Below are 16516 nucleotides of genomic sequence, written 5' to 3' on the forward strand. Positions count from 1 at the left end.
TGTTCAGTAACCGTATTCAAATCCGACAAGAATGCGATCCTTAGTATCGTACTGGCCAAAACGACCATTTTCTGTGCCATAAAAGATGTCTGCCTCTACCCGCAGAACTAAGTTCGCAAGGTAGTCGTAACTGAGCGAGAAAGACGCTAGACCGTCTTCTGTGTCTACATCGTGAATTAGCTGCTGCCTCAATACGACGACGTCATTCAAGAATCGGCGCTCAATAAGTAATGTCATATCCGTCTCGACACTATCCCTGCTAGCTGCTTCCCCGTTTCTATCAAACCAGCTCTGAAATAACTGCATGGAAATAAGCGTGTTCCTCAAGCCGACCCAATCGAGGCCAAGCACATACGCAAGTTCGCCGCCATGAATAAGGCCATCGTTCGATTGTGGATCCATGCTCTGAATATATCTGTCCGTTGCGTAGCCCAACTCTGCGCGCACTGTAACGTCGCCGAAGGCATTTGATGCTGAGCCACCAAAGGTGTGGGTACGTTCGTAGCTAGTTTCCAACCGAATACCGGCGTCGAGTTTAATGACCCGAGTCACCGCCGCGTCCGCATAGTGATAGAGATAGTTCAGTGTTAGATCCCATCCATTCTTTCGAGTGGACAATTGCAGACCTGCATCAGCATCAACCAATGTGCGATCTGGTACGTGACGCACCGCACTGATAACAGGCCGGTCGGCGGGGATGCGTGGAAGCAGCTCCGGCGAGGTGGGCGCGTAGACCGAGCCAGCGGCGGGGATATCGTGATAGGTCTGGTCTGGAATAAATAAGAGCTGTCCATTCCAGTCATCACTTACATAAAACTCCCAGTTTACTGTCCACAACGGGATACGTGAAGTTTCAAAATCAGCGAGAATGAACTCACGAAAACTTTGCGGATTAACTCGATCGAGTACTTTTAACCCGTCGGCCTTACCCCAAACCACCTGCTGTTTTCCAAGTTTTAAATAACTGTTTGCTAAATAAAATTCTGCATAAAGTTCTCGCAGCTCAGCATCAGCATGCTCCCCCACAAGATAGCGACGAGTCCACGGGTCTATAGCATTCTGCTCTGGCTGGCCTGATTCTAAACGATCGCTCCAGTCGCTCCGCAGGCGTCCGTTCATACTTATATCGACGCCAAATACGTCGCGCCACTCGAACTGAGGAAGTAGAGATAGTTCCGTTTTTTGTGTGGTTCCATCTGCGATCTGAACAGCACTCTCAATTTTTATCAATCCCGCGGCGCGCATCGACGATGCAGCTATAGCGTGCTCAAAACTGAAGATGCCAGCAGCAGAAAAAATAACTGCGCGCCATTTCATGGACGATACCCTCTGCGAAGCGAGCGCTCCTCGAACACTGCATCGTCAATTGGGATATCGTAAGCTACATTACTTATAGAAAGACGAGTCTGGTGACCAGTCTTGTGGTTTTTGACAAGGATCTCGTGCACCGTCCATATCTTATCGACCTGACGAAAATCTCTAAAGACGGTGGTTTTAAGATGGTTGTTCTTTGTATCCCAATTCTCTGTTTTTCGAATTGTGTTGGTTACAGGATCCACATACCAAACAGCGCGGCCATAGCCAAGCTCTTCTGCCACCTCGTTGCTCACCGGAACCCCATCGATCTTGATTGTCGCCACGCCGTCAATATCTGCTATGCCAGCTCGCGAGAAACGCCAGTCGTCCAAAGAAACTTTGTTCTGCCGTTTTAAATCCTCATAACTAAGGTCCGTCCCCAGGAAGTAATCGCCACGATCAGATGCAGATATACGCCTTGTTTTGCGCAATGCAGGCAAATAGAGCCATTGATCGTCCTCCACATTGTGGTCTGCATAGTCATAAGTTAAGAACGCAGTGTCGTGGACATTACTTGGCTCTAAGTAAAACATCACCTGACGCTTATCTTCACCATAGTATTTGCGCAGCGCGATTGTTTCCTGCTGGCGAGTTTTACCACGCCGATCCGTAAGCTCTAACTTTAAACCAGAGCGCTGAGTGAGGCCTTCTGGTCGCTGATCGACTGCCTGCATTACTTCAAAGCCATCTGCATCATCCGCAGCACTGGCATGAATACTCAGCAGAGCCAGTGCGCCCAACAGAATGAGAAAGCCTACACGAGCATAACCTTGTTGCGATACGGACTGCTTGGAGTTCGTTATATTGGAATCACCAAAAAGTGCAGTAGGACGCAGTATCCCAATCAGCGCGGTCATGCTGGTCAAGCTCGTGACAAAGGCTGTGAGGACCGCTATTGCGACTAGTAGGCCAAAATTTTGCAATGGCGGCACCTGCGACGTCATCAGCACGCCAAAACCTAACGCAAGCGCAAGCAGATTAAATAGTAAGGCACGGCCGGTGCTCGGAAATAGCTCCGCTACTGCAGCGTCATAGGATAGGTTTTTATCTTGAATAAGTCCGCGCAAGCGATCGATAGTGTGTATAGAGAAGTCCACACCTAAACCAATCGAGATTGCGGCAAACATAGAAGTTCCTATGCCAATCCATATGCCCGCATACCCCATAATGGCAAATACCATCAGTACCGAGAACGCCACCGGCAGTGTTGCGATAACGCCCAATACAATGGAGCGAAAGAACAGAGCCGACGCCGCCATTACCAATATGAGCGCTAGCGCCATGCCCGCCGCGGTATTTTCTCGCAGCGGGGCCATCCAAGAGTAAGCGAGATCAATTGAGCCGGTGGTGTGACCTTCAATCGAATCGTCATTAAATGTATCCCTTAAGTAGCGCTTAAGGCCTAATACAATCGGCTCGACCTGCTGAAAATTGTCATTTTTTAACTGCCCTCGCACGTGGGCAAGCTTGTAATCGTAATCAATCTCCTCTTGGAAATCAGTGGGATCACCAGAGACTGAATAGAGCAAAAAATATTGTGCGATAAGGTCTGCACTATCCGGAATACGGTAGTAATCAGGGTTACCGGAGTTCATGGATTTATGCATTTGTTTAATGTAATCGACAATTGACGTTGTATTTTCTAGCCCGCCCTGGCCTTCCATCCATTTTTGCAAACTTTCAATTCTGCGAAGGTTTGCGGGCTGAAACAGATCTTCAGGATTTGGTGTTGTTATCGCGACATCCAGATAATATGTGCCATCGAAGCTAGAATTAATCACAGCATCTGCAATGCGAAGCGGCTCCTGTTTTTGAAAGCTATGAATACGTTGATCGTTGAATTCGACACGACTAATACCGACGACAGCGAAAATTAGGAATAACGCCGTAATCGTTAGGACCTGCTTTGGCTTCCTCGCCACTCTACGCCCAACTACACCTAACACTTTACTTAGCATGTCAGGCTTAATAATTTCAGCGGGCTGGTTCTTTTTTAACCGCGGCTTGAACAGGGATAATAGCGCTGGTAAAAGTAGCAGCGTCCACGCCCACGCGGCCATTATTCCGATAGCGGCGAAAATGCCATAAGACCGCATTGGGGGGAGAAGTGCAGCAAGAGAAAGGCCCAAAAATCCCGCAACCGTGGTCAGTGTCGTCAGCGTAACAGGTCGCCACATAACCGTCATGGCACGAACTACCGCGTCGTGATGGTCTGGTTTTTGCTGCGCGGCCAACTCATCATAGTACTGAGTAAAGATATGTATTGAATCACAGACCGCGATACCAATAAGAATCACCGGCAACGAATTTGTAATAACGTACATTGGAATACCAGCAGCGGCCATGCTGCCAAGACCCACCGCAATGGTTCCAATCACAATAATGTTAGGCAACACCGTACCTGCAAGCGTACGAAATGCAAGCAGCAGGACAATAGTTATAATGACTGCAGCCAATGGGTTCAATCGACTAGCATCCGCGGCAATATAAGCGGACAAGTAACCAGAAACCGCGCCTTGACCAGCGACATACAGTTCAATATCCTCAGCTACAAGCCCAATCGCTCTGGCACGCTCGTTAAGCTCTAGCAAAGCGTGATAAACCAACTCCCCTTCAGCGTCTGGAAGCATCTCTGCGACAATCACAGTCGCGCTCCCATCTCTTGCGACAAGCGTACCGAGCATAAGGGGGAACTTCTGTATCCGGTCACGAATGCCTTCTGCTTCTTGAGCCGACAGCGGCAAACTCTCCCAGAAAGGCTCTACCAGCATGCCATCATTAGTGCCACGAATATCCTTCTCGGTAGCTAGGCTAATTACGCCATCTGGATCAATGCCCTCTATCGCCTCTATTTCATGACTTAACCAATCAACTAAACCCAGAGCCTCCGGCGTGTAAATTCCTCGCTCCGAACCTGAAGTGACTGCAATGACCATCGGCTCCTTTAAGTTGAAGACTTCTTCAACGTGATCCCTAAATGCTAAAGCGGGACTGTCTTTAGGTACGAACGCTTCCGCTGATGTGTCCTTAGTTAGTTGAGGTAGAAATGTCCCCATAAGAATAATAACTATCAAACAAGAGGGAATAACGAGCCAGCGAAAACGCAGCACATTTTCAAAAAATCGATAACCTACAGTGTTTGTTTTGTAATGGTTTGGTGTTTTTGTCTTCATAGCCTACCTACCAGTCGTTAGTTTTTTTAATCCAAAAAAAGGCAACATCATTTACTGATGACGCCCAACGTTTGGTGACATAACCGTGTGAATATTACTTCGCCAGATTCCGCGACACTAGCGAGTATGCGGGAAGTGACCAAAGCACCCTGTACTGATGCAACCAGCCACTCAGCAAGCTCCGCGGCTTCCTTAGTATTTACTATACTTCCATTATCCATACCACGTTCAATCGCGGCTCTAACAAATTCCTGCTGCGCAAAGAGTAAAGCTCGAGCTGCAGCCTGAACATGCTCAGGCATGTGCTGCCACGCTGATGCTAATGTGCCGCCAGGACAAAGTTGTCTTCCGGCTCCAAGCCTTTCTAAATATAAATCAAAACAATATAGCTCTAATTGCTTTAGAGGAATCGCAGTAGTATTAATTGATGCCCACGCCAAGAAACGGTCGCGTGTACGCTCCAGCATTATCACAGTAAGCGCTTCTTTAGAGGGAAAATGATGATAGATACTAGCTTTCCGAATGCCCACGGCTTCAGCGAGATCACGGAAATTGAATCCTTCATACGAGCGCAACTGCACGAGCTTCTGGGCCGCATCCAGTAATTGTGTACGCGTATCAAGTTTTGAGTTTGTAATGCCCATCCTATAAGCCTACCTTTCGTTAGGTAGGCCTGATAGTATAGCGGCAATCAGTGAACGTCAAGCCTTTTAGTCAATATCGGATGCAGTTCAACAGCGGCCAGTCAAACAACCCAAATCATAACGACGAAGCGTAAACACAGCGATACCGTCGCGGCTAATTTGTTAAATCAAAATTTTAACCCTGTGGGACAAAATCAAATCTGGGCAGGTGACATCACCTATTTAAAAACAGCCGAAGGCTGGGTGTACCTAGCGATTACGATGGATCTGTACTCCCGCTGCATAATCGATTGGGCAACGGATAAGCGTATGACGACCAGCCTAATTAGTCGGGCGATGATCATGGCTTACAACCTTCGGCAGCCACCTCAAGGTCTGGTGTTCCACAGTGACAGGGGTTCGCAATACACCAGTAACCATTATCACAAACTACTGGTGGATTATGGCATACGAGCTTCTATGGGAGATGTGGGTGCTTGCTGGGATAATGCCGTGGTCGAGCGCTTCTTTGGCAGCTTAAAGCACGACTGGATCTTCAAAGCTCATCAGCCGACTCGCGAGCATATGACGAGTGACGTTAGAGCTTACATTAAATATTACAACCTAGGCCGGCTTCACTCATCGAACAATGATTTATCGCCGGTTCAGTATGAGAAATTAGCAAATTAATGTGTCCGGTTTTGTTGACCAGAACACTTTGGTATCAAGAACAGCTTGAGGATTTTTTCACTTTTATTTCAACAAGCTGCGCAGCTGTTTGCGGGGGCCCTTCTCAGGTCAAATTTGGCAATCCAACGAGAACACCTGTGCTTCGCTGGTAAGCGGAGCAACAAGCTCCAACCGGTGGCCTGAGACAACGACATCAAGCGGGAGGCCACCCAGCATCGCCTGACACACAGTTACCGTGCTACCAAGCAACAAGCCAAGTGCAACGTCCTGGTCAACTCCCACAGACATATTAGCCGTCAGATTCATCGCGCTCAGCTTCATTCGGCTCAGATCTAAATCGAGCCCATCTATAAGGGTCAACGTCATATCAAACCCATTTCTGAGTGGAATTGCTTCGCCGACGGTAACTTCCATGCCCTGGCGCACCAACGAGTCCTGACGCTCGATTGGTGTCTCACTAAACTCTCGCACTACTGGCTCGCCGTCGCCATTACCGTAGCTACGAATATCGATACGCGATATCCGGTTACCGTCGATAACACGGCGCCCCAAGCCACCCACATCTGATGGCTCGCGCTCCAGGCTGGTATCGATAGGTTCACTGGGAGGGAATTCTGGGTCGACCAGCGCATCCGGATAACGGATACCCGACACCCAGTACACCCGATCATAGCTTAAAAACTCACCGATACCCGCTTCAAAGGCCTGCCGCCGAAATGCTTCTTCGTTCGCATAGACAACATGGGAAGGGTTTTCAATACGCCGGTGATTCAAGAACAAATCGGCAATTTCACTGGCACGGGCGGCATCATAGCTGGCATGTTGGCCAAGCAAATCGCGCCAGCAATCGTGGTCATATTTCAACTCCCGCAGTCTAATGCAGAACTTTTCAGGGTCCACTCCCGCAGGTACCACCGCATCAATTGTACCGGCGAAAACTTGGGTTGGCACATTGCGCAGGGAGTCTGCCACCAATTTCAGATCCCATTCATTACTCTCGGGCACAACGTACCCGTGAGTACGATCACTGAGCGGCGGCACTGACGCATAAATACCGGCAAAAATGTCTGGGTGCGCTGCTGCTATTTTAAGCGTGCCTAAGCCACCCATCGACGTACCTGCCAGATAAATTCGATCGCTGTCGACCTTGTAGTGACGCCGAACATCCTCAATGACCTCCAAAATATCGAGCTCGCCGAGGTGCTCGTACCATACTTCCTCACCTCGACCGAGGGGCTTGGGGACAAGCACACGTTGATCACGAACCAACTGCCAATAGTCGTCGTCGGCTGGATTAAATGAACGATGATCTCCAAGCCAACCGTGCAACATCGGCGACAGTGGCGCGGGCGCCTGCTCGGCTTCCCAATAACTCCCTGGAACAAACAAAATATAGGGCTGAAACAGACCGTTGTAGATGCGCCGGTCACTAGCCTGCCCCACTGGCGGAAAATTGCGGCCTTCCATATAAGTATTCGATGTCGCCACGGACTCATAAATACGAGTCAGTTGCTCGTCAGCTTGCGGGTGGGGCGGAGCCTGCGTCACCCGGTCAGTGATTAGGCCAAAATCCACATCGCGAAAGAACCGCGCAATATCGCCGGCTGACAACGCCGCCTCCTGACGCGCCGACTGAAAGCTGCCAGAATCGTTCTCGTCGGTTAAGGCTGTCCCACCGTCCCAAGTGCGATTACGAAATAGCAAATTGAAAGCATTCGGCAGGCTTACATCTGATTTACCTGAAGGTGCGGATGCGTCAGCAGATAACACAAGGACTTCTCGCCAAAGACTAGTGCCCGCGTCCCACAAGCCGACAGCACTTCGCAAACGCCACATACCGCGGTCGGGATCCGCAATCGTGAACGGTACATCAACTTCAATCGTATTAGTGACTAGGTCTACCGCGATCGCAACGGTAGCAACCCTGCCATCGGGGAAGCTGACGGTCGCACTATCACCCCAAGCGGTTATCAGATGATCCCAGCCCGCAGAACTCAGCTTGGCGTTGTAAGGCCAATCGCCACCGCCAGTATCGCTGCGGTTATCCGAATCGACCGCGATTGCGAAAACGGTTGAGTTGCTTTCAATTAGCGTATTGAGGCGCATCGTATAACGCACCGCGTTCTCGGTAAGCGAAACAGAAAACAGAACCGCGTCTGCTGAATTTTCATTATGGGGACTGCCCGCAGGATAATCGAAGCCACCTGCACCGCTATCGTCGTAGACATAGTCGGTATAAGTCCATGAACCCGAACCATAGCCTGCGGTGCCAGAAATCATTGTCGCCGCAGTTGCAAAAACCCGCACTTGCGGCGTCATATCGGCAACCGGCGGAATGGGATTCGAGTCACAAGCAGCCAAAATGATGGTTACGAAGATTGTACTGATGCACTGCCGAAAAAATCGGCTTGCGTCGTCTGTCATAGCTGGATTTCTCACTACTGCGAGCCGGGGGAACCCATAAGCTCTATTATTTATACGGTTTCGGCTCTCACCCTTTCAATGGATATAACAGCCTTCAAGCTGCTCATAGGAATCCCAAGATTGAATACGTTTGAAGTCGTCGCATGAGCCATCAAAAATTGTTGAGCCTGCCCAGCCGACTTAAATGTCCGCATACCCCGCTCCCTCATCCTAGTCGATTCGTGCGATTGCTAGGTGCGGTTACTCTCATATAGTTTGAAGGTACTGCCGTTTTCCATTGATCGATATAAAAACATCGTCAATGTAAAACGTATCACCAGAGCCTGATAGCCTCACGACTACCAATGATCCCGCGCTCGGCCAGTAAATCATCTATATCGCGGTGACTCAAATTGAAACGATGATAAAGCCATACTGCATAAGCAATGATATAGCGGGGAAACCGGTGACGCTTGTGTATGCTCATACCCCCACATTAGCAGAAACTGTGAGCCAACTTAGCAATACCCTTGCCGTTAACCACGCCCCAATTGATCCTGCAGTTGCATACCGCTTTACTTACAAAGGTCGCTCACTACTCATCAGCGGCGACACGGTGAAGTCTACCAATATCGAAAAATTTGCCAAGGGCGTAGATTTACTAGTGCATGAAGCCCTACCACCAAACCTCGTCACGCTGATGAGCAAAGTGGCTAAAAAAGTGGGCAATGCCCCGATGGAAAAAATAACTCGCGACATTATCGATTATCACACCAGCCCGGTAGAAGCCGCTGAAACCGCTCGCGACGCTGGCGTGGGATATTTGCTTTATTATTACATTGTGCCGCCGCTGGTTATTCCCGGCCAAAAAGCACTCTTCTTAAATGGCGCAGAAAAGATATTTAAGAACTATACGATTGGTGAAGACGGCGTCGCCTTTAGCTTACCCACCGGCTCAGAAAAAATTATTCAAACCAGCGACAGCTTGTAGTATAAGTGTGTTGCGCGGCCTGCCGATTTTACGATTCGACATGCCTACAGAGCTAGGCACTGTTCAGAAATCCTAGGATCAGCAGCTGCGGACCAACACCCTTATCACGCCGCGAAATAACGGTGAAACTCTAATAATCAAATTCACCTTACGCGAGCCAAGGAGACGGCAATGAAACAGTTAACAGGCCTCGACGCCTCATTCCTTTATCTTGAAACCGCCAATTCGCCCATGCATATCGGCAGTTTCAACATATATGACCCCAGCACAGCACCGGGTGGCAAGGTGCGTTTTAAGCAGATTGTTGAGCACATTCATCAACGAGCGCGGCGGGTGCCAGCGATGACCAGCCGCTTAATGACAGTGCCATTTAGCCTTGATCATCCTTATTGGGTAGCCGACGGCGATTTTGACCCAGAATTCCATGTTCGGCATATCGCTTTACCTAAGCCTGGAGATTGGCGCCAACTCTGTATTTTAATTTCTCGTATTCACGCCCGCCCGCTCGATCGCAATCGACCCCTTTGGGAAGCCTATGTGATTGAAGGCCTTGATGACGTTGAGGGCTTCCCCAAGGGCTGCTTTGCCCTTTTCACCAAAATGCATCACGCCGCGATTGACGGCGCCTCAGGTGTTGAAATCAATAGTGTTTTACACGATTTGTCTCCTGATGTTGCCACCAAGATAGACACAATAAATAACCTCAGCGCTGACCAGCCACCCAAGAAGCGTGAAATGCTGTGGCAGGCACAGAAAAACACCCTAAAACTGCCGTTCCGATTTATCGGTATCACCAAAGATGCCACGCCAAGTCTATATCAGGCCGTAAAAGGCCTGCTTACTGGGAAGCTAAAGCGAGTCGGCAATATTCCGCGCACGCGCTTTAATCGCAATGTATCGCCGCATAGGGTTGTAGATGCAATACGAGTGAGTTTTGAAGACATTCGCGAAATTAAAAATGCCTATGAGTCGGTAACAGTCAACGATGTTGCATTAACGATTGTTGGTGGAGCTTTGCGTCAGTATTTGTTGGCCAATAACGAGTTGCCTGAAGTAACGCTGGCCGCCCTTGCACCGATTAATATCCGCACCGCTGACAAACAGGGCAAGGCCGGCAATGAAGTCTCGCAAATGACCGTCCAATTGCGCACCGATATTGCCGACCCACGAGAGCGACTGCTCGCTGTCAATGAAAGTACGCGCAGTGCCAAAGAATTGACCAATGCCATTGGCGCCAAGACCATGACCGATTACCTGCAGTTTACGCCATCAACTTTAACGGCCGCAGCTGCACGCTTATCAAGTTCCTTAAGTTTGGCAAACCGAGTCAGCCCGTTTTACAACTGTGTTGTCACCAATGTGCCGGGGCCGCGCATCCCGCTTTATTTTACCGGCGCTAAAATGTTGGTGAGCTTCCCTACCGGCCCAGTACTGGACAGCGTGGGTTTGTTTCAAGCGATATCAACCTACTGCGACGAGTTTACAATCACATTTTCTGCCTGCCGTGAGATGCTACCTGACCCAGAATTGTATGCGCAGTGCCTGCGAGATTCACTAGCCGCGTTGCTCGCCGCGTCAAAACAGCAAGCACAGCAGAGAGCGGCGAGCCCTACACCAAGTAAACCCAAAGCACCAAGAAAAGTAAAAAGCGCGACTGTAAATGCTACAGATAGGACGCCTGAAAATGCCAAGCAATAATATTTTGGCGGAAGAAAAACGACCTACCGCGCATCCTCTGCTCGCCCTGCTTGAACTGCCAAGTGCCGTGATAGACATCATTGCACTTAACGCAGCAAGACCAATATTACGGCGCGCGCCTAAAGGCGATAAGCACGCGGTAATGGTTATTCCCGGCTTTCTCGGCAGTGATGCTTACAATAAAACCCTGTGCAAATTCTTAGCCCGCTTAGGCTACGATAGCAGCGGCTGGACGCTTGGCAGAAACCTTGGCCCACAAAATGGTGTAATTGAGGCATTGGAGGCACGATTGTTGGCTCAGTACACTGCGAGCGGGGGTAAGGTGAGCTTGATTGGTCACAGTCTCGGTGGCTTGTATGCACGGGTACTGGCGCAACGCAACCCTCACCTGGTTCGGCAAGTGATCAGTCTAGGTAGTCCGATATCGGAAAGCCCTGATTCGGGCAAAGCGGTCGCGAAGTTGTTTACATTACTGAATGGGCCGCCGGATCCTGTGCTGCGTGCGACACTGAAAATAGCGCCACCGATGCCGACAACCGCAGTGTATTCGCACAGTGACGGTATCGTCCACTGGCGTAATGCACTGCAGCACAACGGTCATGCCCAATGCCAAAATATCGCGGTGTACGGCAGCCACTCTGGGCTTACTGTCAATGCCACGGTTTGGTGGCTATTGGCAGATCGTCTTGCTCAAGCTGAGGGGCAGTGGCGAGCGTTTGAGCCAAGCGGTTCGGCTCGGCGCTTATACCCCACATGTCAAAACCAAGCGGCTACTGCCGAAGCCGCGACTTAAAGCAGAGTGATAAAAATGCATTCATTTTTATCACTCTAGCAACAACTCTTTGCCATCAAGATAATCTTGTTGAATAGCTCAATCCAGTTCTTTTAATTCCGCTTGATCCAAAGCAAGACCAATTGCCTGAATGTGCGGCAGTGACATGGCATTCACTTTGCCATTATTGAAGAGTGACGGTAGCGATTCCATCAGAGAGGATATAACTTACCAAATCAGCCATGTTATAACTCTTTAAAAATCGGAGTTAAAAAACCCTTATAAAAAGAAAAAATCGGCGAGTTTAGCGCCGACTCAAGGTTTATTAGGACGTAAACGTCTAAATGAGGAACACTATAATATCACCGACATTTTACCCAACATAACTCAGCTGTTTGCAACCGCGCTCACAGCGATAAGGCTCCACCACTAATCGCGATACACTGCCCCGTCATATAGGTGTTAGCTGGCGATAACAGCAGGATCATCGTATTGGCGACCTCATCAGGCTGGCCGAGGCGTTTCATTACACAACCGCGACTCAACACACTTTCTGCCGCTGGCACGCCCTTCTGAACCACTATCGACGACTCTGCTACCATTGGCGTAAGCGTAAAAAACGGGCAGGCGGCATTAACACGAATATTAACGGGGCCAAGCTCTGCCGCCGCAGACTTTGTGAGTCCAACTACGGCGTGTTTTGCTGCGCCATAGGCCGCTATACCTGGCGCGCCACCAATTCCCGCCATGGAAGAAAGGTTGAGAATGTTACCGCCGCCCTGCTTCTTCATTTGGGTAATCTGGTGCTTCATACCAAATTGCACACCGTTGACGTTAACCTCCCACTGGCGCGTCCACACGCTCTGTTGAATTTCTTCAAACGGTGTAAAGTCGTGACTGATACCTGCGTTGTTAACCGCAATATCTAATCGCCCGAAGCGCTCCACCGCCGTTGCAACAAGCCGCTGACAATCCTCCTCTAGCGCTACATCGCACCGTTGTGCCACCGCTTGACCGCCGTCTGCCCGCAATTTTTCAGCAAGGCTTTCAACCACGTCTTCGTTCACATCGCCCAGCACAACTTTTGCGCCACGCTGTGCCAAGCCCTCTGCAATGAGCTTACCAAAGCCGCTAGCAGCGCCGGTAATAAGTGCCACTTGATCAGTAAAATCGAGTAATGGGTCCATAATTCATAATGCCTCAGCTTGGTTTAATTTTTAAAAAATAATTAGCTTAAATAGTTAAACCGCCATCCACCACGATACATTTACCGTTGGTATCACTGCTTGCTTCACTGCCTAAGTATAAACTGTTCCCGCTATTTCGTTTGGTTCAGCATGACGCCTCATTCGAATCTTAAATGTAGCTTTGCTGTAAATATCTTCGTGGGTAAATAATGCGCCAAAAAACTTGGTATTGGTCAGGCCGGGTAAAATAGCATTGCAACGAACCCCCAAATTCCCACACCCTATCGCGAAGGTCTTGATTATATTGACCACGGCGGAGTACTGACAAGTTAACATTATGAGTTGCTAGGAATGACACTGTGCCAACTCAAGCAACCGACCCTCACCATTCTGCAAACGCACTTTCCTAAGATGACGAAACGTTTCAGCTCGAATCACCTGACGACCAAAATTGAATACATTTGAAATCGCCGCATGAGCAATCAAAATTGTTGAGCCTGCCGAACCGACTTTAATTTCCGCATACCCCGCTGCCTCACTATAGTCGTGTCGTGCAATTACTCGGCGCATGTGCATAGTGCCGAATGTAATGCACCAGAGACGCATAGCGTCACGACTAACAATGATCTCGCGCTCGGCCAGTAAATCCCCTATTTCGCGGCGACTCAAATTGAAATGATAATAAAGCCATACTACATAAGCAATGATATCGCGGGGAAACCGGTGACGCTCGTATATGCTCATACCTCTACATTAGCAGAAACTTTGAGTTAACTTGGCAATACCATCAAATTAGTCTTGGAACCGAACAGCAATACTATTGAAAAGATCGCTGCATGGTCTTATTCCCAAGCAAAGGACTATACCTATTTCCCCAGCGTACTAACATTACCAATAGCGCAGCGACTTACGCGCAAGCTTAAGCAGGCAAGCGAATCGTATTAGCCTGAGGTGTCAAGAATATGAGGAACACCGGTGCAGAATGTGATCTGCGAGAAAACTCCAAGATTCACCTGATTCAATACTTTCTATAGGTTTAATTATTAGGGAATAAATATCGAGTACATATTAACGATATTTCCCTTGCAAGCCTGGCCGGTGGAATGTCGGTTGAAGCATTGAGAAATATACCCTCAATAGAATTCATACAAATCTCTAGTCCGACGTCTAGGTCCTTAATATCTATAATTTTATATCGATCTTTAATAAGAACACTAAAATAACTCACTATCCTATTTTTCAATTCATCTATTTTTTCGTGGAAGTGTGTGCCCGGAGCTTGTCTCAGTTTTCTCAGCAACTCAGGGCCCTGAGGCCACTCGCCATATATTTTTTCGATAAGCACTTCAATGATTTCCCTCAGCGTGAACTCCTCTCCGATTTCCATGCAAAAAATAGCGTCCACTATCTTAGATAAGTAGTAATCCAGTACCGCGTCATAAATTTCATTCTTGTTATTAAAATATTGGTAAATGCTGCCAACACTGACGCCAGCTCGCTCGGAAATACGATTAGTGGTTGTCGAAATATAATCACGCTGCAGTAAAACCTGAGCCGCCGATTCAATAATAATGTTATACGTGACCAAGGACCTTCCCTGTTTCGGCTTTCTTTTCAATGACTTAGATTTAATTTGCATTCTCCTTTTGGTTCGCCAGAAAGACGAGTTTAATGAACATGAGAAATGTCTCATAATATTCTCATTGCATTAGAGTCACAAGTTATCGCCGTGCTGGGCCGACGATAACCGCAAAATAATCTCAGCAGCTGATATGAAATGAATTGGTGGTTTTATGGAAAGCAAAGTGGTCCTCATCACTGCAGCGAGTGCTGCCATGGGTCAACTCTACACTCGGAAAATGTTAGAGCAAGGCTGGAGGATAGCCGCGTTAGAAGTAAATCACGCCGGTTTGGATGCATTGCCCAATAGCTCGACACTACTGTCCATGAATGGAGATATTACAGAAGAAGAAGCTGTTATACCTTCTGTTCGAAAGATGCATACCGAACTAGATTCTGTTCACTGTGTTGTTAACGCCGCTGGAATTATGCCGACATCGAGAATCCTCGACCAGGAGATCGATCTAACGGAAATTAAATATGGCGGTCTAGTGAGCTTTGCTCATGTGAATTTACAAGACCTGCTAGAACGAAAACGTGGCGAATTCATCAGCTTTGAATCGCTGGCTAGGCATCTTTCGACCTCTTATATTAGCGCCTACAATGCGTCAAAATTTGCGGTTATTGCCGACATAGAGGTCCTATACCAAAAGAATAAGGGCAAAGACGTAAATTTCACCTGCATATGTCCACCACCAGTTCAAACACCCCTATTGAAGCAAACACGCAAAACCGTGTATCCCAAGATATTCGGCGTATTTCGGACCTTATCTCCAGAGACCGTCATCACCAAGATCGGACGCGCTTTAACAAATAGCAAACTTTGGATTTCTCCTGGTTCCGCTACAAAATTCAGCTGGCTTTTCCGCAGATTTTACCAAGCCTAACCTAGCTAATCATTCGTGCCTATAAAGGGCTATAAGGAAAATTCTCCATGTTAGGTTTATTTGAAAAGAAAGAACACAGATTAGTAATCAATGCGCAAAAATCACTGGTGTTAAAGCATAAAGAAACTATCTTAAATGGCGCGTTGCGCAATGATGTAAAGTTTCCACACAGCTGTAAAGTTGGTGGATGCGGCACGTGCAAATGCCGCCTTATTTCAGGAAAAGTTAAAGAACTTACTGACAAATCGTATCTGCTTAGCAAGCAAGAAATAGCAGAGAATTATATTCTGGCCTGCCAAAGCACACCTAAAAGTGATGTTGTCATCGAGCTTCCCAACTGGGATAAAAATGATAATGGAGTTGCAGGATATATCTCAGGTATTGAGCCGTTAACCCACAACATATCAGAAGTTATCGTTTCCTTAGATGATCATATCCACTATAAGCCCGGACAATACACATCCGTCCAAACACTGGATACCGACATTCCTGCTCGCTGCTACTCCTTTGCGCACAAACACACGCTAGACGAAGATAAGAAAACGTCATTCTTTGTTCGCGCGGTACCAGAAGGTCACATGTCAACTTGGCTAATTGATCCAATGAATATCGGGGCTAAAGTGAAACTGTCTGCAGCTAGTGGCGATTTTTATCTCCGAGATCAGGCTACGCCAGTGTTATGCGTCGTCGGAGGAAGTGGTCTAGCACCGATCATCGCCGTGCTCGAAGAGGCGATCAACAGTAACAGTGCCATTATTGATCAACCCCTAACACTGCTAATGGGCGTCAGGTCACAACGCGACATTTACTACCAAGAGCATATTAAAAATTTAGGCGTACTGTGGAAAAATGACTTTCACTTTATTCCGGTGCTATCAGATGAACCTATAGACAGCGACTGGAGCGGTCAACGTGGCATGGTCACTGAATATATTAACGAGAAAAATTGTCACTATGGAACTGGCTACTTGTGTGGCCCGCCAGCGATGCTCGATGCTGCAATGAAAAAAATGCAAGTAAGCGGCATGGAATCACACCGAATATTTTTTGACAAATTTTTGGATCAATCCGGAAGCTCATAGTAACCAAATTAAATTTAACGCTGCCAATAGCAAG

General features: G+C 48.1%; 12 protein-coding genes and 3 pseudogenes. 6 read left to right on the forward strand and 9 right to left on the reverse strand.

Annotated elements, in window-relative coordinates; genetic code table 11:
- Nucleotides 1-3: 3 nt before the first annotated feature.
- The 3 genes from ACI955_RS08620 to ACI955_RS08630 are packed head-to-tail and all read right to left on the reverse strand — an operon-like array spanning nucleotide 4 to nucleotide 5173.
- Complete coding sequence (locus ACI955_RS08620; protein ID WP_415243336.1) at nucleotides 4-1317, reverse strand: DUF1302 family protein; 1314 nt, start codon at nucleotides 1315-1317, stop codon at nucleotides 4-6.
- Complete coding sequence (locus ACI955_RS08625; RefSeq protein WP_415243337.1) at nucleotides 1314-4529, reverse strand: outer membrane lipoprotein-sorting protein; 3216 nt, start codon at nucleotides 4527-4529, stop codon at nucleotides 1314-1316. Before ACI955_RS08625 ends, ACI955_RS08620 begins: the two co-directional genes overlap by 4 nt.
- Before the next feature lie 47 nt (nucleotides 4530-4576).
- Nucleotides 4577-5173 (reverse strand): TetR/AcrR family transcriptional regulator, encoded by a 597-nt coding sequence (locus ACI955_RS08630; protein ID WP_415243338.1) that lies wholly within the window; start codon nucleotides 5171-5173, stop codon nucleotides 4577-4579.
- A gap of 117 nt (nucleotides 5174-5290) precedes the next feature.
- Between ACI955_RS08630 and ACI955_RS08635 the strand changes: the two are divergent.
- A pseudogene (locus ACI955_RS08635) lies at nucleotides 5291-5842 on the forward strand (IS3 family transposase); the annotation flags it as partial.
- A 108-nt stretch (nucleotides 5843-5950) separates the two neighbouring features.
- Here ACI955_RS08635 and ACI955_RS08640 read toward each other — a convergent pair.
- Both ACI955_RS08640 and ACI955_RS08645 read right to left on the reverse strand, forming a co-directional pair.
- A complete protein-coding gene (locus ACI955_RS08640) occupies nucleotides 5951-8266 on the reverse strand; it encodes a prolyl oligopeptidase family serine peptidase (protein WP_415243339.1) in 2316 nt (771 codons plus the stop codon).
- A 316-nt stretch (nucleotides 8267-8582) separates the two neighbouring features.
- Nucleotides 8583-8732 (reverse strand): annotated as a pseudogene (locus ACI955_RS08645) (IS6 family transposase); the annotation flags it as partial.
- Here ACI955_RS08645 and ACI955_RS08650 point away from each other — a divergent pair.
- From ACI955_RS08650 to ACI955_RS08660, 3 genes are all read left to right on the forward strand, one after another.
- Complete coding sequence (locus ACI955_RS08650; RefSeq protein ID WP_415243369.1) at nucleotides 8712-9236, forward strand: hypothetical protein; 525 nt, start codon at nucleotides 8712-8714, stop codon at nucleotides 9234-9236. The pseudogene ACI955_RS08645 and the gene ACI955_RS08650 overlap by 21 nt on opposite strands.
- Before the next feature lie 171 nt (nucleotides 9237-9407).
- Nucleotides 9408-10934 carry a WS/DGAT/MGAT family O-acyltransferase gene (locus ACI955_RS08655; RefSeq protein WP_415243340.1) on the forward strand — a complete coding sequence of 509 codons (1527 nt, stop codon included), beginning with the start codon at nucleotides 9408-9410 and terminating at the stop codon, nucleotides 10932-10934.
- Complete coding sequence (locus ACI955_RS08660) at nucleotides 10921-11727, forward strand: alpha/beta fold hydrolase (RefSeq protein ID WP_415243341.1); 807 nt, start codon at nucleotides 10921-10923, stop codon at nucleotides 11725-11727. The genes ACI955_RS08655 and ACI955_RS08660 overlap by 14 nt, the downstream gene beginning before the upstream one ends.
- Nucleotides 11728-12113: 386 nt before the next feature.
- Here the strand turns inward: ACI955_RS08660 and ACI955_RS08665 are convergent, their stop codons facing one another.
- From ACI955_RS08665 to ACI955_RS08680, 4 genes and pseudogenes are all read right to left on the reverse strand, one after another.
- Nucleotides 12114-12893, reverse strand: coding sequence for an SDR family NAD(P)-dependent oxidoreductase (locus ACI955_RS08665; RefSeq protein ID WP_415243342.1), 780 nt, complete (start codon nucleotides 12891-12893; stop codon nucleotides 12114-12116).
- Between the two features lie 111 nt (nucleotides 12894-13004).
- Nucleotides 13005-13229 carry an SDR family oxidoreductase gene (locus ACI955_RS08670; RefSeq protein WP_415243343.1) on the reverse strand — a complete coding sequence of 75 codons (225 nt, stop codon included), beginning with the start codon at nucleotides 13227-13229 and terminating at the stop codon, nucleotides 13005-13007.
- A 243-nt stretch (nucleotides 13230-13472) separates the two neighbouring features.
- Nucleotides 13473-13637, reverse strand: a pseudogene (locus tag ACI955_RS08675) (IS6 family transposase); the annotation flags it as partial.
- A 292-nt stretch (nucleotides 13638-13929) separates the two neighbouring features.
- The gene (locus ACI955_RS08680; RefSeq protein WP_415243344.1) at nucleotides 13930-14481 is read right to left on the reverse strand and encodes a TetR/AcrR family transcriptional regulator; all 552 of its coding nucleotides are present in this window, start codon (nucleotides 14479-14481) and stop codon (nucleotides 13930-13932) included.
- Nucleotides 14482-14686: 205 nt separating this feature from the next.
- Between ACI955_RS08680 and ACI955_RS08685 the strand changes: the two genes are divergently transcribed.
- Both ACI955_RS08685 and ACI955_RS08690 read left to right on the forward strand, forming a co-directional pair.
- Nucleotides 14687-15400, forward strand: a complete 714-nt coding sequence (locus ACI955_RS08685; RefSeq protein ID WP_415243345.1) for an SDR family NAD(P)-dependent oxidoreductase — start codon at nucleotides 14687-14689, stop codon at nucleotides 15398-15400.
- Between the two features lie 47 nt (nucleotides 15401-15447).
- Entirely contained in the window at nucleotides 15448-16482 is a 1035-nt protein-coding gene (locus ACI955_RS08690) for a 2Fe-2S iron-sulfur cluster-binding protein (protein ID WP_415243346.1), read from the forward strand.
- The last annotated feature ends 34 nt before the right edge of the window (nucleotides 16483-16516 follow it).

Origin of the sequence: Zhongshania sp., assembly GCF_047636175.1 — a bacterium.
Taxonomy (GTDB): Bacteria; Pseudomonadota; Gammaproteobacteria; order Pseudomonadales; family Spongiibacteraceae; genus Spongiibacter.

Coding starts and splice junctions, on each gene's coding strand:
- ACI955_RS08620 (WP_415243336.1), bottom strand. CDS start 1,317: ATGAAATGGCGCGCAGTTATTTTTTCTGCTGCTGGCATCTTCAGTTTT.
- ACI955_RS08625 (WP_415243337.1), bottom strand. CDS start 4,529: ATGAAGACAAAAACACCAAACCATTACAAAACAAACACTGTAGGTTAT.
- ACI955_RS08630 (WP_415243338.1), bottom strand. CDS start 5,173: ATGGGCATTACAAACTCAAAACTTGATACGCGTACACAATTACTGGAT.
- ACI955_RS08640 (WP_415243339.1), bottom strand. CDS start 8,266: ATGACAGACGACGCAAGCCGATTTTTTCGGCAGTGCATCAGTACAATC.
- ACI955_RS08655 (WP_415243340.1), top strand. CDS start 9,408: ATGAAACAGTTAACAGGCCTCGACGCCTCATTCCTTTATCTTGAAACC.
- ACI955_RS08660 (WP_415243341.1), top strand. CDS start 10,921: ATGCCAAGCAATAATATTTTGGCGGAAGAAAAACGACCTACCGCGCAT.
- ACI955_RS08665 (WP_415243342.1), bottom strand. CDS start 12,893: ATGGACCCATTACTCGATTTTACTGATCAAGTGGCACTTATTACCGGC.
- ACI955_RS08670 (WP_415243343.1), bottom strand. CDS start 13,229: ATGTTAACTTGTCAGTACTCCGCCGTGGTCAATATAATCAAGACCTTC.
- ACI955_RS08685 (WP_415243345.1), top strand. CDS start 14,687: ATGGAAAGCAAAGTGGTCCTCATCACTGCAGCGAGTGCTGCCATGGGT.
- ACI955_RS08690 (WP_415243346.1), top strand. CDS start 15,448: ATGTTAGGTTTATTTGAAAAGAAAGAACACAGATTAGTAATCAATGCG.